This window comes from Campylobacter concisus (assembly GCF_001298465.1).
Taxonomy (GTDB): domain Bacteria; phylum Campylobacterota; class Campylobacteria; order Campylobacterales; family Campylobacteraceae; genus Campylobacter_A; species Campylobacter_A concisus.
In genome coordinates, this window is sequence record NZ_CP012541.1 from 91,411 (window position 1) to 115,308 (window position 23,898).

Annotated in this window: 17 protein-coding genes and 1 pseudogene; 14 read left to right on the forward strand and 4 right to left on the reverse strand. The window is 33.9% G+C overall.

Going from position 1 to position 23,898, the window contains the following annotated elements; genetic code table 11:
- The first annotated feature begins 3 nt into the window (after window positions 1-3).
- The 12 genes and pseudogenes from tssB to CCON33237_RS10045 form a co-directional block, all read left to right on the forward strand.
- Window positions 4-489, forward strand: coding sequence for a type VI secretion system contractile sheath small subunit (tssB, locus tag CCON33237_RS00435; protein WP_054195918.1), 486 nt, complete (start codon window positions 4-6; stop codon window positions 487-489).
- A 2-nt stretch (window positions 490-491) separates the two neighbouring features.
- On the forward strand, window positions 492-1,940 hold the full coding sequence (gene tssC, locus CCON33237_RS00440; protein ID WP_054195919.1) for a type VI secretion system contractile sheath large subunit: 1,449 nt from the start codon (window positions 492-494) through the stop codon (window positions 1,938-1,940).
- 7 nt (window positions 1,941-1,947) lie between these two features.
- Window positions 1,948-2,337: a GPW/gp25 family protein gene (locus tag CCON33237_RS00445; RefSeq protein ID WP_054195920.1), complete on the forward strand. Its 390-nt coding sequence runs from the start codon at window positions 1,948-1,950 to the stop codon at window positions 2,335-2,337.
- Window positions 2,337-4,055, forward strand: coding sequence for a type VI secretion system baseplate subunit TssF (tssF, locus tag CCON33237_RS00450; RefSeq protein ID WP_054195921.1), 1,719 nt, complete (start codon window positions 2,337-2,339; stop codon window positions 4,053-4,055). Before CCON33237_RS00445 ends, tssF begins: the two co-directional genes overlap by 1 nt.
- Window positions 4,052-4,948 carry a type VI secretion system baseplate subunit TssG gene (locus CCON33237_RS00455; RefSeq protein ID WP_054195922.1) on the forward strand — a complete coding sequence of 299 codons (897 nt, stop codon included), beginning with the start codon at window positions 4,052-4,054 and terminating at the stop codon, window positions 4,946-4,948. Before tssF ends, CCON33237_RS00455 begins: the two co-directional genes overlap by 4 nt.
- Before the next feature lie 78 nt (window positions 4,949-5,026).
- Window positions 5,027-8,515, forward strand: coding sequence for a type VI secretion system membrane subunit TssM (gene tssM, locus CCON33237_RS00460; protein ID WP_054195923.1), 3,489 nt, complete (start codon window positions 5,027-5,029; stop codon window positions 8,513-8,515).
- A 9-nt stretch (window positions 8,516-8,524) separates the two neighbouring features.
- Complete coding sequence (locus CCON33237_RS00465) at window positions 8,525-9,445, forward strand: hypothetical protein (RefSeq protein WP_054195924.1); 921 nt, start codon at window positions 8,525-8,527, stop codon at window positions 9,443-9,445.
- Between the two features lie 65 nt (window positions 9,446-9,510).
- Complete coding sequence (locus CCON33237_RS00470; RefSeq protein WP_054195925.1) at window positions 9,511-10,032, forward strand: Hcp family type VI secretion system effector; 522 nt, start codon at window positions 9,511-9,513, stop codon at window positions 10,030-10,032.
- Between the two features lie 182 nt (window positions 10,033-10,214).
- A complete protein-coding gene (locus CCON33237_RS00475) occupies window positions 10,215-10,685 on the forward strand; it encodes a hypothetical protein (RefSeq protein ID WP_054195926.1) in 471 nt (156 codons plus the stop codon).
- Window positions 10,685-11,035 (forward strand): hypothetical protein, encoded by a 351-nt coding sequence (locus CCON33237_RS00480; protein WP_141090217.1) that lies wholly within the window; start codon window positions 10,685-10,687, stop codon window positions 11,033-11,035. The genes CCON33237_RS00475 and CCON33237_RS00480 overlap by 1 nt, the downstream gene beginning before the upstream one ends.
- Window positions 11,036-11,038: 3 nt before the next feature.
- Window positions 11,039-13,543 carry a type VI secretion system Vgr family protein gene (locus CCON33237_RS09395; RefSeq protein ID WP_169748867.1) on the forward strand — a complete coding sequence of 835 codons (2,505 nt, stop codon included), beginning with the start codon at window positions 11,039-11,041 and terminating at the stop codon, window positions 13,541-13,543.
- Between the two features lie 235 nt (window positions 13,544-13,778).
- Window positions 13,779-14,066 (forward strand): annotated as a pseudogene (locus CCON33237_RS10045) (hypothetical protein); the annotation flags it as partial.
- Here CCON33237_RS10045 and CCON33237_RS09800 read toward each other — a convergent pair.
- Complete coding sequence (locus tag CCON33237_RS09800; protein WP_236842014.1) at window positions 14,009-14,344, reverse strand: hypothetical protein; 336 nt, start codon at window positions 14,342-14,344, stop codon at window positions 14,009-14,011. The pseudogene CCON33237_RS10045 and the gene CCON33237_RS09800 overlap by 58 nt on opposite strands.
- Window positions 14,345-14,618: 274 nt before the next feature.
- Between CCON33237_RS09800 and CCON33237_RS00490 the strand changes: the two genes are divergently transcribed.
- On the forward strand, window positions 14,619-16,424 hold the full coding sequence (locus CCON33237_RS00490) for an autotransporter outer membrane beta-barrel domain-containing protein (protein ID WP_103583865.1): 1,806 nt from the start codon (window positions 14,619-14,621) through the stop codon (window positions 16,422-16,424).
- A 389-nt stretch (window positions 16,425-16,813) separates the two neighbouring features.
- Entirely contained in the window at window positions 16,814-20,575 is a 3,762-nt protein-coding gene (locus CCON33237_RS00495) for a beta strand repeat-containing protein (RefSeq protein ID WP_054195929.1), read from the forward strand.
- A gap of 345 nt (window positions 20,576-20,920) precedes the next feature.
- Here CCON33237_RS00495 and CCON33237_RS10030 read toward each other — a convergent pair whose 3' ends face one another.
- The 3 genes from CCON33237_RS10030 to CCON33237_RS00505 all read right to left on the reverse strand — a co-directional run bounded on the left by CCON33237_RS10030 (window position 20,921) and on the right by CCON33237_RS00505 (window position 23,799).
- Window positions 20,921-21,157: an ABC transporter substrate-binding protein gene (locus CCON33237_RS10030; protein ID WP_335337331.1), complete on the reverse strand. Its 237-nt coding sequence runs from the start codon at window positions 21,155-21,157 to the stop codon at window positions 20,921-20,923.
- Between the two features lie 49 nt (window positions 21,158-21,206).
- Window positions 21,207-21,788, reverse strand: coding sequence for an ABC transporter substrate-binding protein (locus CCON33237_RS10035; RefSeq protein WP_335337332.1), 582 nt, complete (start codon window positions 21,786-21,788; stop codon window positions 21,207-21,209).
- Window positions 21,789-21,963: 175 nt separating this feature from the next.
- A complete protein-coding gene (locus CCON33237_RS00505; protein ID WP_054195930.1) occupies window positions 21,964-23,799 on the reverse strand; it encodes an aryl-sulfate sulfotransferase in 1,836 nt (611 codons plus the stop codon).
- Between the last annotated feature and the right edge of the window lie 99 nt (window positions 23,800-23,898).

The following is a 23,898-nucleotide window of genomic DNA, read 5'->3' on the forward strand; positions in this document are numbered from 1 at the left end:
ACTATGGCAGATAATCTAATCCCACCAAAAGAACGCATAAATATAGTTTATAAAACTAAGACAAATGACCAAGAGGCTGATGTAGAGCTTCCATTAAAACTTATGGTAGTTGCAAATTTAACTGGTGAAAACCAAACTCCACTTGAAGATCGTGAAGTGATTTCTATCAATAAAATAAATTTTGATCAGGTTATGAAAAGCTTAGATATTCATACAAATTTCTCTGTAAAAAATAAGCTAAATTCTAACAATGAAGATTTAAATATTGACCTTGATTTTGAAAGCATTCATGATTTTAATCCAGATAATATTATAAATCAAATTCCTGAGCTAAAAAAACTTTTACAGCTTAGAAAAGCTTTAGTTGCATTAAAAGGTCCTATGGGCAATATGCCTGATTTTAGAAAAGCGGTTTTAGAAGCTATAAAAGATGAAGATAGTAGAAAACAACTTCTTTTAGAGATTAAAGACGAACAAGATAAGGAATAAAAATGTCTGAAACTAAAGTTAAAACTCCTATCATTGAAAGCATAATGCAAAGGAGTAAATATTCAAAAGATGACGAGAGTTATAGTGTTGTAAAGCAAGGAGTTGCTGAGTTTATTTCAAATATAATCACAACAAATAATGCTGAAGATAAAATAAATAAGCTCGCACTTGATGAAATGATAGCTCACATTGATACCCTTTTATCTGCTCAAATGGATGAAATTTTACATAATAAATCTTTTCAAGAGCTAGAATCAACTTGGCGTGGAATTAGATTTTTGGTCGAGAGAACAAATTTTAATGAAAATGTAAAAATTGATCTTTTAGATGCCACAAAAGAAGAAATTTTAGATGATTTTGAAAATAATCTAGATATAACTCAAAGTACACTTTATAAACAAATTTATTCAGCTGAATATGGACAATTTGGTGGTGAGCCAGTTGGTGCGATAGTGGCTGATTATGAGCTAGATAAATCAAATCAAGATATGACTTTTTTAAATAAAATGTCATCAATTGCTGCAATGAGCCATTCACCACTTCTTACATCTCTTTCTGCTAAATTTTTCGGACTTGATAATTTTGGTGAGCTTGAAAATATAAAAGATCTAAAAAGCATGCTAGAAGGCCCACAATATACAAGATGGAGAACTTTTAGGGAAAATGAAGATGCAAAATACACAGGATGTATGGTAAATAGATTTCTTACAAGATCTCCTTATGTGCCGGAGGATAACCCTATAAAGAGCTTTAATTATAGAGAAACTGTAAATAATCACGATGATATGCTTTGGGGCAATGGAGCTTATGCGTTTGCTACAAGGCTTACAGATAGTTTTGCTGATTATAGATGGTGCGGCAATATCATTGGGCCAAAAGGTGGCGGTGCCGTAAAAGATCTTCCAACTTATACTTATGAAAACTATGGAAGCGTCCAAACAAAAATTCCAACCGAAGTTTTGATCACGGATAGAAGAGAATTTGAACTTTCAGAAAATGGATTTATCGCTCTTACTTTAAGAAGAGATAGCAATAACGCTGCATTTTTCTCTGCTAACTCTGCATTAAAGCCTAAAATTTTTCCAAATACTCCAGAAGGTAAAGCTGCTGAGACAAATTTTAGGCTCGGAACTCAACTGCCTTATGTATTCTTAATCTCTCGTTTGGCTCATTATCTAAAAGTGCTTCAAAGAGAAGAGATAGGTACATGGAAAGAGCGTAGTGATGTTGAGCGCGGCTTAAATGAATGGCTAAGACAATACATCTCAGATCAGGAAAATCCACCAGCAGATGTTAGAAGTAGAAGACCATTTAGAAGTGCAAAAGTAATCGTCAGTGATATAGCTGGCGAGCCTGGATGGTATAAAATAGAGCTTTTGGCTAGACCTCACTTTAAATTTATGGGAGCAAATTTCGAGCTTTCTTTGGTCGGAAAACTAGACAAAGAGTAAGCTTACTATGTCGCTGATAGATAAAATTTTATATGAATTTAGTGATGAATCAAAACTACGTCCATATTTTAAAGATCTAGACAGCGACATAAAAGATCACATTGATACTATTTTAAACTCTAGACTTGGTAACTACGGCCGATTAAACGATAGTATTATCGATCTTTGGTCAATGGGTGTTGAGATAAATGAGCTTGGTCATAAACTTGGTATGGCAATATATGAACTAATCAGCTCAAATGAGAATAGAATAGAAGTAACATCTATCGGATACGATGACTCACTAAAGCCTTGGCGTATCATATTTAATATAAACTACAAGCATAAAAACGATAATTTTAAAGAGTATTTGCTAAAAGTTATTTTTAAAAACAATAGATATTGTGAGATTTTATAATGGATTATAATGAAAATAATCTAGCTTATTTTCAAAAAGAGATGGCATATCTTGATGAAACAAGAGCCCTTTTTATTAAAAATTTTCCAAAAGTAGCACCCTTTTTAGATACTAAAAGCAAAGATCCTGATGTTGAGAGCATAATAGAAAATATGGCTATTTTAACATCGAGGATTAGGCAAGAACTAGATGAAAATATCCCACTAATCGCTGAGTCTTTAGTAAATATATTAATGCCAAGCTATACAAATCCTTTTCCATCAGTTTGTATGCAAGAATTTGCCTTAAGAGATGACTTCTCTGGGGTAAAAGAATTTATACCAAAAGGAAGTATAGTTGAGTCAAAGCAGATCAATGGCATAACGTGCAAATTTCAAACAATCTTTGACATAAATTTGCTTCCCTTAAAGATAACAAAAGCTTTTATGTCAAACAATAAGAGTGATTATCTTCTAAATTTAAATATAAGCGTTACAAAGGACGAGCTTAGCACTAAAGAACTTGATATAGATTTTTTAAATTTATATCTTGGAGATAATGTTTACTTCTCTTCTACACTCTTAATGTGGCTAAAAAATTACTTGAAATTTATTACAATAAGTTTTGAAGATAGCGATCAAGAGATAAAGTTAAGCCCTGATAAACTTAGTTTAGATGAGTTTGATGAGCGTTTGATAAAGAGTGATGAGTTTGGATTTGAAGCATTTGAGCTTTTAAAAGAGCTATCATTTTTTCCTTCAAAGTTAAATTTTGTGCGATTAAACAGTCTTAGTTTTCTTAAAAATTTTTCTACAAAAAGCTTTAATATTAAATTCATATTTTCAAAAGATATGCCAAGTGGATATGTGCCAAGGCTAGAATATTTTTCTCTTTTTGTTACGCCTGCAATAAATTTATTTGCAATGAGTGCCGAGCCTATTTTAAATAACAATAGGCGAAGCGAATATAGAATTTTTCTAGATCGCTCAAATATCGATGCTTATAAAATCGTTTCAATTAATAAGGTGGTCGCTCATAGTAGTAATAATGAAAAAAGGATATTAAAAAACTATAAAAGTTTTGAGAGATTTGAATTTTTAAATGATGAGCGAGCAAAAGATTATTATTTTGTCAGCAATAAAACAGATATAAAACTAAACTCTTATAAAGAAATTTCTTTTTTTAAAAGTGACTCTAAAGATCAAACCATTAGCATAGATGCACTTTGCTGCAATGGTGATTTACCTTGCAAACTAAGACTTGGTGAGATAGATAGAGTGTTATCCCATCAAGGAGTAACAACTAAAAATTTAACAATTCCAACTAGCGTAAAGCGAGTAAAAATAGATGGAAATCTTCTTTGGAAACTAGTTAGCATATTATCTTTTAGCTATCAAAGTATACTAGAGAAGGGCTCTTTTTTAGCACTTCTTAATACCTTTAGCGTGCCAGATGATGAGTTTTTTAAAAAAATTGCCAACTCGCTTTATGATATAAAAACAAAGCAAATTTATAGAGTTGATCAAGGCTTTGCAAAAAGAGGGTTGCTCTGCATATTCTATATAGATGAAAGCGAATTTGAGAGTATCGGAAATGTCTATGCTTTAGGTATAAATTTGGCTAAATTTTTATCAAAATTTGCATCAATCAATTCATTTTGTGAACTTAAAATAAAGTGTATAAAGAGTAAAATTTTGCTTAATTATGACTTCTTGGGTGGTACAAAAAAATTAATATGAACAAAGAACTAAATCAAGCTTCTTTTTTTAAATTAGTAAAGAACTGCCTAAAGCATCACGATAGAAGGGATATTTTTTTAAAAAATAGCCCAAGTTTTGCTTATCCAATTAATGAGCTTGAGAGCTTAAATAAAGAGGATGCAATAAAAATCGTCGTAAATTTTATGGGTCTTTTGGGAAGTGGCTCGCATCTTACGAGCTATATTTTAGAAAAGATCTCAAAGAGTAGCGATAATAATTTTGAAAAATTTTTTGACTTTTTTGACAATTACTTGCTTTGGCTTTTCTTTGATAGCATTAGTTTAAAAAATTATGCAAGATCCTTTGAAAAAGAGCTTGATGATAAAATTTCAAAGATTTTATTGGATGTATTAAACATAAGCAATAAAAAATTAGCAAAAAAATTCTTACCATTTTCTCCGCTTATTATTAGCCAAAGAAGGCCTAAAAGAGAGATCGAGTTTGCCTTGCAGCGTCATTTTAATTTAAAAAATAAACTATTTTTACTAGAAAATTTACCAAATCAAATTTTCATAGCGCCTTCAAATTTAAATTTGCTTGGTATCAAAAATAGGACTTTGGGCAGAAATTTTATACTTGGTAAAAAGCTTTTTGAGAAACAAACTAAAATAGCAGTTTATATAAATGGCATAGATTATGAAGAAGCTATTGATTTTTTCCCAAAAAGAAGAAAATTTAAAGAGCTTCAAGATACTCTTATCTTTTTTACAAACAATGAATTTGTTGCCGATTTATACATAAAAATAAACTATTCTCCAAAGATGCAATTAAAGCTTGGGATAGATGAAAGTTATAGTAAAATAGGCCTTGGTGCAAGGCTTAAAAGTAATAAAAATATGTCAAATTTTATAAAATTTAGGCTTTGCTCTTAAATTTTTAGATATAAAATCTAAAATATTTGTTATTATTACATTAAAGAAATATATTTATTTGTAAAAGGATGTGCATCAATGGCATTTATCGATTACCTAAGAAGATTTTTTGTCTTTTTTAGATTCAAACACAGTACAATTTTGGTAGCTTCTATTGCATTAAGTATCTTATTTTGGCTTTATGCTCCACTTATAGCTTTTAATGATGTATATAGCTTTGCTAGCATAAGTTCAAGAGTCACTATATTAATTGCATTTTGGGCAGTTATTTTGTTTTTTGTTTTAATCAAACCATTAATGCACTATTTAGCATCTCAAAAAGATGAAAAAAATAATAAGCTAAAAGAGATAAAAAAAGAGTCTATGGATAGTTTTGGTAAGGCAAAAAGAAATTTTATGCTTTCTTTGAAAGATGCCAAAGCAACATGGAAAAAAGATATAAATTTTAAAAAATTACCTTTAATAATGATAATGGGTAATGAAGGTGCTGGAAAGAGCGCATTTATAAACTACTCAAATATAGAATTTCCACTATCTGATAGTTTGGATACTTATAAAAAAATACACAAAAGTACAACAAACTTTAATCTTTACATTTCAAAATTTGGCGCACTTTTAGATACTGAGGGTATACATTTTGCACAAGAGAGCTTGTACCAGCCAACAGCTACTGAAGAGCTTCCTGAAGATGATGTGGATAAAAATAGGGATTACTTGCTTAAAAAAAGCATCTGGAGTGAATTTTTGCACTTTTTAAAACGAAATGATTTTAACGCTAGATTAAGTGGCGCGGCTTTAATCATAGATACTAAAAAATTCCTTGAAGGCACGCAAGAATATTTTGATGAATTAATTAGATATATGATAAAAAGGGTTAATGACTGTGAGAAACATCTAAACATTAAATTCCCTATTTATATTGTTTTTAGCAAACTTGACTTAATAGATGGCATGGGAGATTATTTCAGGCTTTTCAATGAAGATGTGGCAAATAAAGCTCTAGGAATAAACTTAGATCCAAATTTCTCAAAACAATCACTAGAAACTGAACTAAAAAACCTAAGCGAGTCATTATTTAAACATCTCATGAGTAAGAATTCGATTTCGCATTTATTGGAAGATAAAAAACGTTCATATCTCTTTTTAAAACAACTTGATAATTTTTTTGCTTTAGTAAAAGATTTTGTAGCAAAGCTAAGCTCTCAAAATGCACTTAAAAATAGCTCAACCATAAATGGAATTTATTTCGTTAGTGCTTATCAAGAAAATATACCTATAAACTACCTTACAAATACTATTTGCGATAGATATAACATCAAAAAACCACTTTTAAGAGCAGTAAATAACTATAGCAAACAAAGCTATTTTGTAAAATCATTTTTAAAAGAGATAGCTTTTAAAGCCAACTTAAATAAATTTAGTGCTCAAAATAGATTTACAAAATTTGCAAATTTTATTTTAGTAGCCATACTTTGTGCTGGAGTATATTTGGGTTCTAGTTTTATTCTAGATACCAAAAATATAAAAGAGCAAAATGCTATAAATAATGCAAATAAAATTTCTTCATACCTTGATGGTAAAAAATACAAGGATCTCTCTCCAACACAAAAGATTGAGCTTCTAAATTTACTAAAACAAAGTCTAAATGACTATCCAAGAATCTTTAGCGGCGATACTAAATTTGAGTATATAACACTAGATACTTCGTATAAAGGCTTTACTCCAGTTAAAGCGCTTTACTATGATTTAAATGCTGATTTTTTCAAAAATACAGTTTTAACTGAAATGGAAAATATACTAAAAAATGAAAGCGATCCAGATAAGCTAATAAAAGCATTTTATATGTATGATTCGCTCTTTGATAAAGATTACACAAATGTGGATTTATTTAAAATTTGGATTAGCACAAACTGGGATAAATTTGAAAAATATGGCGTTGCAAAAGATGAATTTTTATCTCATATTGAGGCTATTTTAAAGGCAGAAAATTTAAACATAACTGCAGATACAGTTGCTCAAAGTATAGCAAATACGAGACTATCACCTGTCCAAAGAGCACAAAGACTCTACTACATACTTGAGTTCATATCATTTAAGGATGATAAATCTTTTTACGATATTAAAAAAGATGTTGAAAATTTATACACAGTAGTCCAAGAAAAAGAAGCATTTAAGCCATTTAATAAAATTTATACAAAAGAAAATTTAAGAGATTTCTTGTCAAAGCTTAGCTCAAACATAGATCAAACAGCTGGAATAGAGTCTTGGCTAATGGAGACAAATTCTTCTTTAAAAGATATTAGCTCAAATGATAAGAAAGAGTTAAGTATTGCTGTAATAGAGCTTTATTTGCAAAACTATGCTGATAAGTGGAGCCAAATTTTAAGAGAAATAGAACCAAATGAATTTACTACAAAAAAAGAGGTCATAGAAGAGCTCGACATCTTGTCAAAGAGAGAAAATCCTTTAAATTCTTTAATAAAATTAACTAATCAAAATACAAATTTAAATGATGAGAATTTACTAAAATATATCTATTCTCTAGGATTTGCTTCAAGTGAGATAAAACGTGTTTTCAGCGATTTTAGTGCTAAATTTACTAACTATCATGCGTTAAATTCTAATGACTTGCTAGATATTATAAGTAATGACGTAACAAGCGTTTATAAAAAAGTTAGTGACTATAACTTCGAAATGCTTCAAAGCAACGATGATAAAATAGTTTATGCAATAAATGGTATAAAAAATGAAAACGACCCATTTGTTGTCTTAAATAATGATGCCAAGAAGCTTCCAGATGAGCTAAATGAATATTATCAAAAGTTATCGACACTTGCGTGGAAACAAGTAGAAAATGGCGCTTCAGCGCTTTTATCAACAGCATATAGAGATGATGTTTTTGATGATTTTGAAAGTCTTATCAAGCCATTTTATCCATTTAACGAACAATCTCCAAAGGCTGTCAGTATAGAAGAATTTAAAAGATTCTTTGGCAAAAATGGAACTTGGAATAGCTTTTATGATAGATATCTAAAACAAATCTTAAGTAAAACCGCTGATGGTTACAAAATAAGACCAAAATACGTAAAAGAGCTAAGATTTAATAGGGATTTCCTTAAAAATATCGCCTATATAGACAGAATTTCAAATTTAATGCTTGATTCAAATGATGAGCTAAAATTAAATTATAATTTAAAAGCTGTCGACTTATCGGCAAATTTTAGTCATATAAATATTAGTTATTCTAATAACTCTTTGACTTATGATCATACAATTGCCTCAAATTTGATAGTTTCAAGCAAAAATTTTGATATATCAACGCAGTTTAAATTCAATGCAGTTTCAAGTGCTGGAAGTGAAAGAAAAGAGTTAAGCTTTGATGGAGAGTGGGGCTGGTATAAGATATTAAAGGCTTCAAACTTTAGTAGCGTTGGCGTTAGTACGCTTAATTTTGATGGTAGAAGAGATTCGTATTTTGGCTTTGAAGTAACACCAAATGGAGGAGAGCTTTTAGAGCTTATGGATATCATACCAACGATAAATTTACCAAAGAAGATGCTTTATTAAGGATAAAATATGCAACAAATAGCAGCAGTTATACAAAATTACGATAAAGCGTCAAGCTTTTCAGCTCAATTTATCATTTTTGATGAAAATGGCGGTGATATAGGCTCACTAGACACTACAAAATTTTCTTGTAATGATATGAGCGATTCAATCGCACCAAAACACGCTCATGTTGGATTTGAAGAGGGGGTTTTCACAATTTGTGGCTATAAAGATTGTGAAATTTTTTATAGTGATTCATATTCAAAGCTTCCGGATGACTATGAGAGCGTCATAAATTTGGGTGATGTCTTTAGGATAGGGGAGTTAAAATTTATATTTATAGACTCTTCTAGGATTGATGAATATATAGGAAAAGCCCATAAGATAATAGAAAATACGAAAAATTTTGACAAGCTTGATGATAAACGTTTTGAACCAGTTGGTAAAATTTCAAATGTTGATTTTAAAGAAGAGCCAAAGATAAACTCATTAATAAATGAGAAAAAAGATATCACTTTAAATGAAAATGGGTACGATGCAGTTTTAAATTTAAATGAGATAGCTCAAAATTTTGATGAAGAAGAAAATACAAATAATCAAAATATGCTTACTGCAAAAAGCATGGATGAGCTTTTGACAAAGATAGTTGAGAGTATAAAATTGCAACCAAATATGAGCCCTATAAGTGAGCAGACTAGGACTTTAAATACAAAAGATATGGAAACAATCATGAAAACTCTTCCTCTTAGTGACTCAACAGAATTAATAAATGCGGTTTTGGTTAAGCTTATCTGCAAAGAGCTATATAGCCAAATGTATGATATAGTCGAGAATAACTCATTTTTTAAATATCTTTCAGGAGCCGTACTAAAAAGCACTAAGGAAGATAAGGAAGCGTTTAATTATCTATTACATAAAGCTATTCAAAGCTATATGTTAAAAAAGTAATGTTTTTAATAAAACAGAAAGTAAATAAAAGATAGAATAATCCAAACTTTTTAATAGGAGTAAATATGTCACAACCAGTGTATATTAAAGTGAAAGGTTCTACACAAGGACTTATTTCAAGTGGTGCTTCAACAGAAGCTAGTATAGGTAATCGCTATCAGTCAGGTCACGAAGATGAGATCATGGCTCAAGAGGTTTCTCATATAGTAACAGTTCCAACTGATCCACAAAGTGGCCAACCATCAGGTCAAAGAGTTCATAAGCCATTTAGTTTTACTACATCACTAAATAAAGCTGTTCCACTTCTTTACAATGCTTTAACACAAGGTGAAAGACTTCCAGAGGTTGAGATATATTGGTATAGAACATCAACTAGTGGTGGTGCGGAGCATTTCTTTACTACAAAACTAGAAGATGCAACTATAACAGATATTACTCTAGTAAGTCCAAATGCTCAAGATAAGCTAAACAGCGACAAAACAGAGCTTTTCAAAGTTTCAATGAACTATAGAAAGATAGTTTGGGAACACGTAGCTGCAGGTACAAGCGGAAGCGATGACTGGAGAGAAGCTACTAAAAAAGCTTAAAACTAACCTAGGGTTTACCCCTAGGGTTAATAAAATCATCTTCTAGCTAGAAGGACACAGATGAGCCCTTTTTATCTTTATCTTTTAAATTAACATGATATGTGAAATGCGATATGAAACACCTAGTCATAATCATATTTCTCATAGCATCTTTATATTCATACGAAGTAAATTGTTTAAATATGTTTGCTGTGATCTTTGATAAAAATACGACCGATGATAATACTGCTAAATGTATAGAATATTACATAGATGAGCTTGGGTGTGATGCTAATATAGTCCCAAGTTTCACTAATGATGGCTCCAATTTACTAGATGCTGCTTATGAAAATAATAAGACTAAAACGTTTGACTTACTTTTGAATAAAGATATTACGCCAGATAAATGGCTAACTGCAATTATAGCAACAGAATTCCTAGTCTTTTTTAGAGAAAATAGCGATGGCATAAAAGACAAAAAAGCAAGCCCTGAGCTATTAGAATTTATAAAAACACCAAAATATAAAGAATTTAAAGAGGAAAAATTTAAATTAATCAAAAAACTATTAGATCATGGGCAAGATCCTTATTATTATGGTTATTTGAGAGTTATATTAAAGATAGTAGGAGATGAAAAAGATTTAGATAAGCTTTTGGAAAGTGAGAAAAGATGATGGATTTTTTTAACACTAGCAAAAAGAAACTTGATATAAAACATGATAATACAGAATTAAAAAATTTTAATGAAGAAAATAATAAATTTACTAACTCACAAAATGCTATTGATACCTTTACTTATCCTTTCTCAAAAATACCAATTATTGGAGAGGTTTTTAAAGGAAATGCAGATGCCGCCAAAAATTATATAGATAAAGATGCCAATCTTAAAGAAAAAATAAATAAAGAAGCTGAACGTGGTGGAATAGAAGAAGAAGTTAATAGATTTTATAATATCAAAGAACCAGAAAAGAAATACTTTAAAAAACTTAGAGAAGAAGAAAACGAAAAAAGATTGAAAGAGTAACAAATGGACAAAAATTTAACATCACCAACATCATCACTAACTAAGCCTGTCATGCTAGCATCCGGTAACTCAGTGGCAACAGACGGCTTTGTGGACTACGGCGTATCTAGCGATACTTTCTCGACTCTTCAGATAGCAAACGAGTCAAACGATAAATTTATCGTTACACGTGCAGATATTTATGAAAATTTAGAAAGTATATTTAGCATAGAGTGCTTTGCTTATATAAATTTGGTGAAAAACCCACTTTATGAAAATTTAGACACCATCTACAATAACGATAAAAGTTACTCAAGCATATATAAATATCTTGATAAAAGTATAAAGCTAAGCATAAAAAGGCCGTCTTCAACAAATAAAAATATCGTTCCAGATGGTAGCTCAAACGATATGCACTTTAGCGGAATAGTAAGCGATGTAGAGTATCTTGGCGTAGACGATGAGACTAGTACAAATATAGATAAAAAATACTTCTTTAAATTCAAGCTAACTTCGCCACTATATAGACTAAGCATAAATAGAGCAAATAGAATTTATACAGACCAGAGCATTTTAGAAGTAGTAAAAGATATTTTAGCTTTTAATAAACAAAGACTAACCAAAGAGCTAGACTTCTCAAATATCAAAAATAACTACAACAAAAGAGAATTTATAGCCCAGTACAATGAAAGCGACCTAGCCTTTATAACAAGACTTTGCCATGATAGTGGTATATATTTTTATGAAGATAATGAAAAAATTTATTTTCATGATACATTTATACTAGCTTATAGCAATCAAAATGAAAATTTTACTTCAAGCGATACAAGCAGTGGCAAGGAAGCTAGAAAAGTAAGCTTTAATGTAAATTTGAATAATAATCTAGCAACCGAACACATAAATAAAATAACAAAGAGCGAGACGCTAAAAGCAAATAGCTTTACGCACTCTTTTCAAAATACAGCTTATCCAAATGTGTTGGAGAGTAAAAATGAAAAGATATTTGACGAGCAGGTAAATATCTATGATAAGCATATAAATTTGGACGAGTATTCATTTAGTGATACTAGCTTGCTTGAAGTTAGCACCTACCTTAAGAAACTAAGAAGCGATATGCTTTTAAAAGAATTTACCGCTAGCTCAAATGTATTTGCATTAAGTTTAAATGACAATATCTCGGTAGCTATTGATGCTAGCAAGGGCGAATATGAGTTTAAAATAATAGCTTTAAAGCATACTTATATTGATGAGAGCGTTTTAGAAAATACTTTAAATTTAGGCGATAATGTCCCATTTAAAGATAAAAAATTTATAAGCTCATACACAAATGAGATAAGCATCATTCCAAGTAGTGTGAAATTTGTCCCAAGCTACAAACAAAAACCAAAAGCACCAGACATCACGCTAGGTCTTGTAGTCGGTCAAGATGGGCTAAACAGCCAAAATAACACGATCCATACTGATAGCTATGGTAGGGTAAAGGTGAGGTTAAATGCTTTTAGCACACAAGAGATAATCGATAAAGACGACGCTATCAACGCAAGCTATCACAAGAGTGCTTATCTAAGAGTGATAACGCCTATTGCTAGCAATAGCTCAGGCTTTTTTGCCATACCAAGGATCGGCGATGAGGTTATCATCTCGTTTTTACAAAATGACATAGATAACCCAGTAGTAAGCGGTAGCCTATATAATGCCTCAAATACGCCACTTGTAAATGTGGATAGCAACTATCACCAAACATCTCTTAGCTCAAAGACAATTGGCGCAAATGAGACCGGTATAAACGAGATTACTTTATCAAATTTAAAAAATAAAGAACAAATTTATGTAAAAGCAGAAAAGGACTATGACGAGCTTGTAAATAACGACTTTTCTCAAACAATACTAAATGATAAAAGCTCACAGGTGCATGGAAGTTATACTGAGCGAGTAAAAAAAGCCCACATTCAGACGATAGATCTAGCAAAAAATGTAAATGTGGGAGCTGAATATCTAACAACAGTCGGACTTTCAAAAGATACAGTAGTGGGCGTCTCAAATACGCTAAATGTAGCTGTTGATAACAATACAAGAGTAGGTCAAGATAGTCATGAATTTGTAGGACATGATAAATTTGTAGAAGTAAAATCAAATCTTAATACGACTATACATAATGATGAGATGAAAGAGGTAAAAGGCACAAAAGAGCAAAATATAGATGGTGGTTATAAGCTAAATTCACAAAAAGGCATAAATGAATTTAGTAACGAGCATATTGTGCTTCAGGCAAATAGCTACATTGATATAAATGCTAAGTCAAATTTCACAACAAAAACAGCTGCCCAGCACACAGAGATTGCTGATTCAAAATTTAGCAATATAGAGACGACTTATGAGGTAAATGCCAAAGATAAGATAATCCATCAAGTAGGTAGCACAAAAGTAACGATAGAAGGATCAAGCGTCGTGATAGAAGTAGCTGGCGTAAAGGCGATATTTGATAGTAGAGGGCTAAGAGTTATTGGTGGAGATATAAAGGCTTTATAAGATCATATTTAAAGACTTACTTTCCATTTTAGTAGGTCTTTAAATTTTTAAATAAAATCAATCTCTACTAAAACTAATGCTAAGAATTTTAAAAGCAAAGGCTAAATTTTAGGGCTACGATAAAAGATAGTCACACAAATTTTTCAACTCTGTACCCCAGTACAATAGACAAGCCTTTCTAAAATTTATATAATTCATTCAAAATTTCAAATAATATAACAATAAGGAGAATATGATGGCTAAAGAAGCCGGAGTAGTTAAAAGCGTAAACGGAGGAATAGCAAGAGCACTTAATGACTTAACAGGAGAGGTAAGACAATTAAGTGTAGGAGATATTGTATACCAAGGTGAAAAGATAGTTACAGATAGTTCTAACTCTAAAGTAACAATAACTCAAACTGATGGTAAAGAAATAACTCTAATAGGTAAAGATACTATAACTCTAGATCAAGATACTAATAGTAATCAAACAGTAGCTGATATCTCAGCTCTACAAAAAGCAATCTTAAATGGAACAGACTTAAATGCTCTAGAAGAAACTGCTGCAGGTGGTCCACAAGCAGGTGGTAATGGTGGAGATGGCGTAAGCTTATCTTCTACTAGCTTTGCAGAAGGAGGCCACATTAGTAACATCAATGCTAATGTAGGAAGCATAGATGCTTTATCTCTAGCAGCAGGTGGAGATAATAGCTTTGGTGTAAGTGGTGGAAGTGCTGTTGGAGCTGGGGCTGAAGCAACAGGACCTGCTTTACCAGCAGGAAGTATAAAAATTCCTTTATCAGCATATGTAGGAGAAAGCACATCTTCTGCGCTCTTAGACTCATTTGCCTCTTCTATACCTAATGGATATCACGTATATAGACATACCGACGGTAGAGATTATCTAGCTCCTAACGATCCTACCGCTCCTAGTGCATTTGATTATAAAGAAGGCTGGTATGTAAGTAAAGACGGTAACCTTGCTATTGGTCAAGATAATGCTAAAGACCTAGCGGTAACTAGCACAGCAAAAGCTTCAAACTATCCGGATGACGGATCGGTAGCTAAGATAGTAGGTCCTAATCCAAGTTTAAAAGTGTTTGGATCGGATAACATAGATAAAATAACAGTAGACAATGCAAAAATAGAATCTGTATATGGAGGAGTTGGAAACGATAATGTCAATCTTCAAAACGGTGCAGAGACAGTAGAAATTTTTGGTGGTTCTGGAAATGATGGTATAACCGTAAATAATTCTACGGTAAGTGGACGAGCTATCAAGAATGATGAAGGAAGGATAATTAGATACGAAGCTATCAAAGGCGGTGATGGCGTAGATACAATCTCTATACAAAATGAATCCAAGGTAAGAGGTAATATATATGGCAATGCCGGACAAGATAATATATCCTTAGAAGGCGGAGCGAAAGTATATGGAGCAATATATGGCGACACCAAAACTATGAACGATATATACGAAAAGCAGGTAAATCCGGCTTTAGATATAGTAGATAGCGGTGCCGATATCGATACTATAACTTTAAGCGGTGCGGGAACCAGTGCGAAGCATATATTTGCCGGAGACGGCGATGATAAGATCGTGGTAAAAGATGGCGCAAAAGTAACAGGAGAAGTAAGGGGCGACGAAGGCGATGATAAAATAACCGTATCTGACAACCAAACATACGTTAGCGCCATAAATGGTAGAGGTGGCGACGATACTATCCTAGTAGAAAATGGCGCAAACGTAGACGGTATAGTCGGAAGATGGGGTAATGATAGTATAACTGTAACCGGAAAGGGTACTACGGTAAAAGAATATATTCACGGCGACGACGGTAACGATACGATTAAAGTTTTGGACGGTGCCGTCGTTAAGGGTGATATTGAAGGTAATGCTGGTAACGATATTATAGAAATCGACGGAGGAGCTAATAAAGAAGGTTTTGTCGGTGGTAAAATTATTAGTGGAGATGGCGACGATACTGTTACAATAAGAAATATGAATCTAAACAAAGTCGACAATGACTACAATAAAAACGTCAAGGTCGATACTGGAACTGGCAACGATACCGTAAATTTATATAACGTTACTGTAAACGATACTAATATCTGGACGAAAGAGGGTAACGATACTGTAAATGCTACCGATACTACATTTAAAACGACAAGCGCAATACAAGGAACCGGAATAGGAACCGGAAGCGGTAATGATGTTGTAAATATAAATTCAGGGTCTAATTTCGAAAGCGGTACGCATATAAGTGCAGGCGAAGGTAATGATATTATCAATATAAATTCTGGAGCCAATTTAAACGGCGGTCACGTTTATGGATATGCAGGAAACGATACTATAAATATAAATTCTGGAGCTACTTTGACGAACTCTTCGGTTCGAGGCAATGAGGGCAATGATACTATAAGCATAAGTGGTGGAGCTACTATAAATAATTCAGGTAGCATAGCTATAAACGGAGATGAGGGCAATAATACTTTAGTTTTGAAGAACGGAGCTTCTGCTGGATTTAATAACTTAAATTTTGAAAACAAAGTATCTATAACTCATACAGATGGAGACGTAAATATAACCAATATGGAAGGCGATCAAACTGTGGATCTATCCCAGTTATCTGCTATAACGGATAAAAATGTAAAATCGGTAGATATGACGAGTATAAACGGCGCAAAACTAAATATTACTGCACAAGATGTGCTAGATATCAATAAAACTACCGGCGATACTCTTACCATAAGAGGCGGTAGCGATGATACTATCCATAAGACCGATGAGTCTATATGGCAAAATAAAGGCGATAGAACGTATTCTACAACAGTTACAAACAACGAAACGACACATACTGTAACGATCAAAATAGAAGATAGCATTACGCACGATTTATAACCTATTAATAAAACCCAAGAATTTCTTGGGTTTTACTCCAAATAAAATTACCACAGTTTTTAATCTTGTATTATTCTGGCAACTGTTCTAATTTTTGGCTTTAACAACTAGTTAACGTAGCAATAAAACAAGTTAGATAGTGTAGAGAGTAGCAAAAATAAGTAACCAATGTGGAATATGTAACGATATTATCGACTTCAATAATGTTAAAAATTTTTGAGGGATTAAGTTGAGTGATCATGTTAATATAAACGAAAACGCAGTCAATAATAATGTTGAGCTTAATTTATAGGTTAGTCTCTATCGTACCATAGTACAATAGACAAGCCTTTCTAAAATTTATATAATTCATTCAAAATTTCAAATAATATAACAATAAGGAGAATATGATGGCTAAAGAAGCCGGAGTAGTTAAAAGCGTAAACGGAGGAATAGCAAGAGCACTTAATGACTTAACAGGAGAGGTAAGACAATTAAGTGTAGGAGATATTGTATACCAAGGTGAAAAGATAGTTACAGATAGTTCTAACTCTAAAGTAACAATAACTCAAACTGATGGTAAAGAAATAACTCTAATAGGTAAAGATACTATAACTCTAGATCAAGATACTAATAGTAATCAAACAGTAGCTGATATCTCAGCTCTACAAAAAGCAATCTTAAATGGAACAGACTTAAATGCTCTAGAAGAAACTGCTGCAGGTGGTCCACAAGCAGGTGGTAATGGTGGAGATGGCGTAAGCTTATCTTCTACTAGCTTTGCAGAAGGAGGCCACATTAGTAACATCAATGCTAATGTAGGAAGCATAGATGCTTTATCTCTAGCAGCAGGTGGAGATAATAGCTTTGGTGTAAGTGGTGGAAGTGCTGTTGGAGCTGGGGCTGGAGCAACTACACCTAAAATTGGTATAAACATAAGCTCTGCTGGCTCTATCGAAGGCGGAGTTATGACTTATGACTTATCTTTACCTACTGCATTGACAGCTAGACCTACTACGTTAAATTTAAATTTTAGCGGCGGAGTAGCTGGAAAAGATTATGATGCAAACTCTATAGAGTATTCTACTGATGGCGGTAGCACTTGGACACACGGTACTATAGTAAATCTTGCCGATGCAAATCAAATAAATAACGTTAAAGTAAAAGTAAAAACAATAGACAACTATGGACTTAAGGATGTTGATCTAGCTCATAATCCTACCGCAATGGGTGTCAATCAAAACCAAGGCGAACAAGACGGAAGCAAGTATTCTAATCTAAACGGAGTAGAGTACGGCATATATAAAAGAAATTTAACTCTAAACGTAACTACCGATAACGATGAGATCGCTAACTCTCAAGCTAACGGCAAAATTACCGATAACGACGATTATGTAAATATCAACCAAGGACTTAATGGTGCTAACATTGCTACTGAAGATGGCGAAGATACACTAAATATGAATACTGGTGCATATGCAAATTCTGATATTAATTTAGGAGTAGGCGATGATGCGCTAAATATCAAAGGCGGAACATTTAGTAAGGTAGATATCGATTTGGGTAGCGGTAATAATAATGTAACTATAGAAAACTCATTTGGTGATGTAGATGATAATTCATACAATAAAACTCGTATAATGAACTGGCAGAGTGGAAACGATACCGTAACTATAAAATCAGGCGCTACCGTTAAAAATGCTGAGATAGGAGTTCATAATGGAGAGGACGTTATAACTCTAGAAAAAGATGCAACACTTGAACACTCTAGAGTCATTATGGGAGATGGCAACGATAAGTTAAATATAAATGGTACCGTTACTAGAGAGTCTCATATAAATTTAGACAACGGCGAGGATACTTTAAATGTAGGCGAGGGCGCTAAAATATCTGATTCTGATATTCAGACGGACGATAGCGGTAACGGATATAAGGATACAGTAAAAATTGCAAATAAAGTTACGCTTGAAAACTGGGCTGATATACAAGCTGGCGGTGGTAACGACGAGATTACGGCTGGCGATAATCTAACCCTTAGCAATCACTCAGGTATACACGGCGACTGGGGAAATAACGGAAGCGCTGGAACCGGTAGCGACGACGGCGATGATATAATTAAAATAGGTAAAAATTTAACTATGAGCGGTGGCTCTGTAATAAGCGGTGGCGGCGGAAACGATGAAATTACCATCGGCGATAAAGCTAACATCAGTAACTCGACTATCGACAGTGGAGCCGGTAAAGATGAAATTTATATGACTAACGGAACTAAAGTTACTAATAGCAAAATACTTATGGGCGACGGCATTAATACTTTAAATATCACTAGAAAAGAAATAGACCCTGACGACGATGATCAGTCATATGATGGTAGTATAAATTTAGATTCCGTAAAAATTCAAGGCGGTGCTGATAAAGACATCGTAAATATCTCTGATACTACGGGAGGATCGGTAGCTGACCCTAAAGTAAAATTAGAAAATGATACTTCTATAAATTTAGGCGATGGAGATAACGAAGTAACAGTGTACGGAAGCGTACTACTAGGAAAAATAGAAAATGGTACGCCTACTAAAAAGATCATAACGACCGGAAGTGGTAAAGATAATATCACTCTACAAAACGGAGCTGGTATCGAAGAAAGAGTGATAGAAACTGGAGAGGGCGCAGATCAAGTCAACGTATACGACGGAGCATCTTTAAATTTCGCAAAAATAGAAACCGGCAAAGGTAACGACGTAGTAAGATTTGAGCATTTAACTAGAAACCCGCTTCAAGGTGCTTATGACTATTCTGCAGCAACCGAAACTGATATAAATATGGGCGACGGTAAGGATAGCTTATTTCTAACTGGTATCGGTAATAACGGCAATGCAGGCAGAAGATCAGACTTCCAACAAGTAAATATAAATATGGGTGACGGAGATACCAAGCATGTGCAGATAAACAGAGGAAAAGTAGAAACTACTAATATAACTACCGGTAGCAAAGGCGATTTGGTACAGATACAAGGTGACTCTTTAATGGAAGGTAGAAATAGTATATATACTGGTGCTGGTAAAGACGACGTAGAAATTAGGGGTTCTAAACTTAATGGTACCGCTACCGCAAAAACATTTATAAATACCGGTGCCGACAAAGATCACGTGGTGATTAACAATTCTGCTTTAACGCATGCGGTAGTCGATACGGATAAAGGCGACGATGATGTTGATATCGAAGAAGGAACAACATTTAACTATAACATTATAAATACTTCAGAAGGCAACGATACTATAACTATTAACCGCGACCCTGGCGATGCTCGCATAACCTTTCAAAGTTCTGCTTTAAATACAGGCGATGGCAACGATACGGTAAAAGTTACAAATACTACGTTCTTAAAACTTGCCGATGGTAACCCATCTGCTATAGATACTGGTAATGGCGACGACACAATCACTATAAAAGACGGCACTATATTCCAAGACTTCTCTTATATAGCTGCTGGAAATGGTGTAGATACTATAACTCTAGAAAGTGGAGCTAAATTTAATCAAGCTAATGTATATGCAGATGCTGGCGACGATATAATAAATGTTAACGGAGCAGAATTTAAAGGCGAAAATGCATATAACCATAATGCTGGCGTACATGGTGGAGCAGGAGATGATAAAATTTTCGTTAACTCTGGAAAATTTGATAATGCTAAAGTAGAGGGTGATGCTGGTAATGACACAATCCATATCAAATCTGGAGCTAGATTTGAAAATGCTTCTATATATGGTGATAGCATAGATGGTCTAACGACCGGTAACGATACTATCATAGTTGAAAAAGGCGCAACGCTAATTAATACGACTATCAACGGTGGGGCTGGATATGATACATTAAAGATTGCTGATGATAGTGTAAACCTTACTAAAGTTACAAACATAGAGAAACTAGATTTAACTGAGGGCGATCACAATATGACTCTAACAGCTAAAGACGTTTTAGATATGACTGATAGCAACAATAAGCTAAGAATAGGTGGTGATGGCAATGATAATCTTGATCTTGCGAGTAAGGGTTGGGTTTCTTCAGGTACTACGACTACTGATGAAAAAGGTATTAACTACAATGTTTATACTAACACAGAGGGTGGAAAAACTGTAACTCTAGAAGTTCAAGACCAAGTACACGTACTTTAATATCTATACTTTTAATCCCAAAGGAAATTCCTTTGGGATATTCTTTCTTATCATTAAATTTTTATAATTTTTTATCTTTTTAATTAGTGTCAAATTCACAAATTTTTAGTTATTTAAGTGGTTGGTATATATAAATTAGTAAGTCTGGATGATAAACAAAGGCTGAAAATGGATTAAAATTTGGCGGTAAATGTAGATAAAATTACCACCGTAAGGACAAATTATTTTCCAGTTGGGTCTAAGTCATTTAAGATATAATTTACTTCATCATCGCTTAGCTCGTAGTGTAAAAATTCTTTATAAAATTTCTTCGTTTCGGCTGCTATATCTATATCTTTAAAAATTTCAGGATTGTAATATCTTAGCCGCCCATAAAATTTGCAAAGCTCCCTCAGCTCCGTATCTATCCAAGCTAAAAACACCTGCTGGATTTACAAAAACTTTTTTGTTTTTAACAGCATTTGTGCCAGCATAGACTTTGTTTTCATATATCTTTTCTATAGCGTCTGGCGATTTGGCTCTACCTATGATGATCACATCTGGATTTATATTTGGTATCTCTTCTGCGTTTAGTTCAAGCATATTTCCGGCTTTTTACACTGCATTTATGCCACCTGCGACAGTGATCCACTCATCGATTATGGTATTTAAGCCATCTACTTTGAATAAATTTTTTACCCTCTGCTATGTGAAGCACTTTTGGCCTCTCATTTTGAGTTATCTTACTAGTTTTGCTTAGTACTTTTTGGAGATTTTGATCAAAATAGTCATTAAATTTTTGAGCTATCTTTGGTGCGTTGCCACCTATGAGTTCAGCCATTATGGATACACTCTTTTTCATATCTGCATGATTTGTAAATGACGGATAAAGTACATTAAAGCCATTTTTTGTTAGCTCCTCTTTGTTCTTTTTATCGGTGGCTATCACGATATCAGGACTTAGCTTGACGAGCTCTTCTACTTGCAAGCTCTTGCCATTTACACCATTTGGGATAGATGAAATTCTAGGATATATATGCACAAACCATTTGTTGTTTTTTATGAGATCGGTTGTTGCGACTATTTTGTCAGCACCACCTAGCATCAAGACGATTTGGTTATTTGCATACCAAAGTGTAGCGATCTTTTCTACGTTTACAGGGATTTTGACGATGTCGCCAGATGTGTCTTTCATCTCTCTAAACTCGGCCGCATTTGTACTAAAAGCAGCCATCAACGCCATTAAGGCAGTAAAAATTTTTCTCTTTTTCTTCCTTTTTATAAAATATATATTTTTATAATTTAAGAACTTTATTGGATGTAATAATGGTTTAAATTTGTAAAATTTATAAGAAAAATTTCCCTATCCATACAAAATGGAAGGGAAATTTATGTAAGAGTTAAATTGCTTATTTCTCAAAAGCTTTTTGTAAGCTAAATGGAAATGCCTGATAGCCCATCGCATTTGTCATTTTTATCTCGATGCTAGGCTCTTTTGCACCCCACTCAAACTCATCTATATGTGGACTTGGAAGTCCTACTGGGCGACCTTTGGCGATGTCAAACTGCATACCAGCAACGGCTGAGTAGACCATGATACTATCAAGGTCATCTTGATACTGTGTAAGGCTGGTGACCGAGCTATACCACTCTTTACCACGCTCTTTGCCGTACTCCCAGACTTGCTCGACTGTCTTTTTGTTTTCATCTATTTTATAAACAACGGCACGAGAGTATTTCATTCCTGCCATTGCGGGTTGCTCCATTCCTCTTGTATCGCCGTTGTCAAAGACAGTGAGATAGACAAGACCTTTTTTAGATTTGCTATCTATCCTAAATGCCGTATGTTGTGTCCACTGCCAGTCAAAGCCGCCTGTTTCGCTCTCGTATCCTGGGCATTTTGAGTACTCATCTTCGCAGACTATTTTGTTACCTTTGGTGTCGACTGGTTGAAGAAGTTTATCTTTAAATTTATCGCTCCAGCCTTTATGAGCACCCATTATCCATTTTACTTGTTTATCACGGCCGATTTTGATGACTGCATCTTGGTGGCGGCTTGAGATTATGATGCTATCGTCGCTTGGGTCATAATCCACGCTATTTACGTGAGCCCAGTTACGTCCAGGGCCTGCGCCGACGATGTCACCCCACTTATCGTGAGTATCCATCGACTGAAGCTCATCAGAGCTTGCAGTGTGGCCTGCTTTTTTAGCGTCGATATTTAAGCAAACTGCGCCTTGATCAAGTGTTTTTAGCACGATATCGCGGTAAGGATCGAGAATTTCATAAAGCCTAAAGTCATCAACTACGTTGCCATCTCGGTCAAGCTCAACGATCACGTCGCGCACCGTTCTTACGTTTTTGCCGTCAGCCCTTTTGTAGTCAGCATTTGCAACGCGCAAGAAGTAGTGTCCATTTTGTGCTACGTCCATCGAGTGAGAGAAGTCGTTGTAGCTAGCTGGTAGCTCGCGGTTAAAAATTTCTCTACCCATGATGTCGTATTTTGCGTATCTTTGGCCATATCCCCAAGTCATAGCACCGTCGTCATTTTGCTTAAAGCCCATCATTACGCCAGCGTTAAATGGCTGTTTTAGGTCGTAAATTTTACTTGGCTCAAGATACCATCTAACCTCGCCTTTTGTATCAAGGATAAAATTATTTGGGCTGTAGTTCCACTCGATCGCACCGCCAGCTGGGTTGTTCCAAACGACTTTTGTACCCTTGCCTGTTTTATTGACAAAGTTATTTACATAGTAAAGCCTGTTTGCAAATTTAGTACTCGCAGGCTTAGTAACCTCGATCTTGTCAAATAGCGCGCCCTTTTGATTTGGCGTGCCAGCGCTCTCTAGGTAGATAGCTGGAGCGTAAATTTTATAGCTCTCTTTTATATGCTCGGTCTTGCCCTTGTAGCTCTTGTCGTACTCGACTTCAACGGTGTTTTGATAGTCTGGATACATACCAAAAACTGGGATACCGCCATGTGTGCGAAGATGCTTGTCGGCCACTTTGTAGCTTATTACCTGACCGCCTTGTTTTGGCACGATAGTGACCTTAGCGTTGCTTAGTGTGTAGCCGCCATTTTTGATGACTGCAGTAAGAGGCGCTGTGTCGTAAGGATTTACCACTACTTCGCCGATAGCTCCTGTTATAGCGTAGTCAAGTTTAGCTCCGCTTGGACCGCCTATCGCAAAAGCGCTCGTACAAAGTGCAGAAGCAAGCGCAACAGAATACAAAGTCTTTTTCATAACATCTCCTTTAGATAAATTTTATAAACTCTACTCATAAAGCTTATAAAATTTAGAAAAAGCCTTGGAATGTCCAAGGCTTAAAATAGGTAAAAGGAG

What these genes read in the sequence shown, in the direction of transcription:
- CCON33237_RS00455 (WP_054195922.1), top strand. Translation starts at nt 4,052, where the DNA reads ATGAACAAAGAACTAAATCAAGCTTCTTTTTTTAAATTAGTAAAGAAC.
- CCON33237_RS00475 (WP_054195926.1), top strand. Translation starts at nt 10,215, where the DNA reads ATGTTTGCTGTGATCTTTGATAAAAATACGACCGATGATAATACTGCT.
- CCON33237_RS09395 (WP_169748867.1), top strand. Translation starts at nt 11,039, where the DNA reads ATGGACAAAAATTTAACATCACCAACATCATCACTAACTAAGCCTGTC.
- CCON33237_RS00495 (WP_054195929.1), top strand. Translation starts at nt 16,814, where the DNA reads ATGGCTAAAGAAGCCGGAGTAGTTAAAAGCGTAAACGGAGGAATAGCA.
- tssF (WP_054195921.1), top strand. Translation starts at nt 2,337, where the DNA reads ATGGATTATAATGAAAATAATCTAGCTTATTTTCAAAAAGAGATGGCA.
- CCON33237_RS00470 (WP_054195925.1), top strand. Translation starts at nt 9,511, where the DNA reads ATGTCACAACCAGTGTATATTAAAGTGAAAGGTTCTACACAAGGACTT.
- CCON33237_RS00505 (WP_054195930.1), bottom strand. Translation starts at nt 23,799, where the DNA reads ATGAAAAAGACTTTGTATTCTGTTGCGCTTGCTTCTGCACTTTGTACG.
- tssM (WP_054195923.1), top strand. Translation starts at nt 5,027, where the DNA reads ATGGCATTTATCGATTACCTAAGAAGATTTTTTGTCTTTTTTAGATTC.
- CCON33237_RS00445 (WP_054195920.1), top strand. Translation starts at nt 1,948, where the DNA reads ATGTCGCTGATAGATAAAATTTTATATGAATTTAGTGATGAATCAAAA.
- CCON33237_RS10035 (WP_335337332.1), bottom strand. Translation starts at nt 21,788, where the DNA reads ATGGCTGCTTTTAGTACAAATGCGGCCGAGTTTAGAGAGATGAAAGAC.
- CCON33237_RS10030 (WP_335337331.1), bottom strand. Translation starts at nt 21,157, where the DNA reads ATGCTTGAACTAAACGCAGAAGAGATACCAAATATAAATCCAGATGTG.
- CCON33237_RS00465 (WP_054195924.1), top strand. Translation starts at nt 8,525, where the DNA reads ATGCAACAAATAGCAGCAGTTATACAAAATTACGATAAAGCGTCAAGC.
- tssC (WP_054195919.1), top strand. Translation starts at nt 492, where the DNA reads ATGTCTGAAACTAAAGTTAAAACTCCTATCATTGAAAGCATAATGCAA.
- CCON33237_RS00480 (WP_141090217.1), top strand. Translation starts at nt 10,685, where the DNA reads ATGGATTTTTTTAACACTAGCAAAAAGAAACTTGATATAAAACATGAT.
- tssB (WP_054195918.1), top strand. Translation starts at nt 4, where the DNA reads ATGGCAGATAATCTAATCCCACCAAAAGAACGCATAAATATAGTTTAT.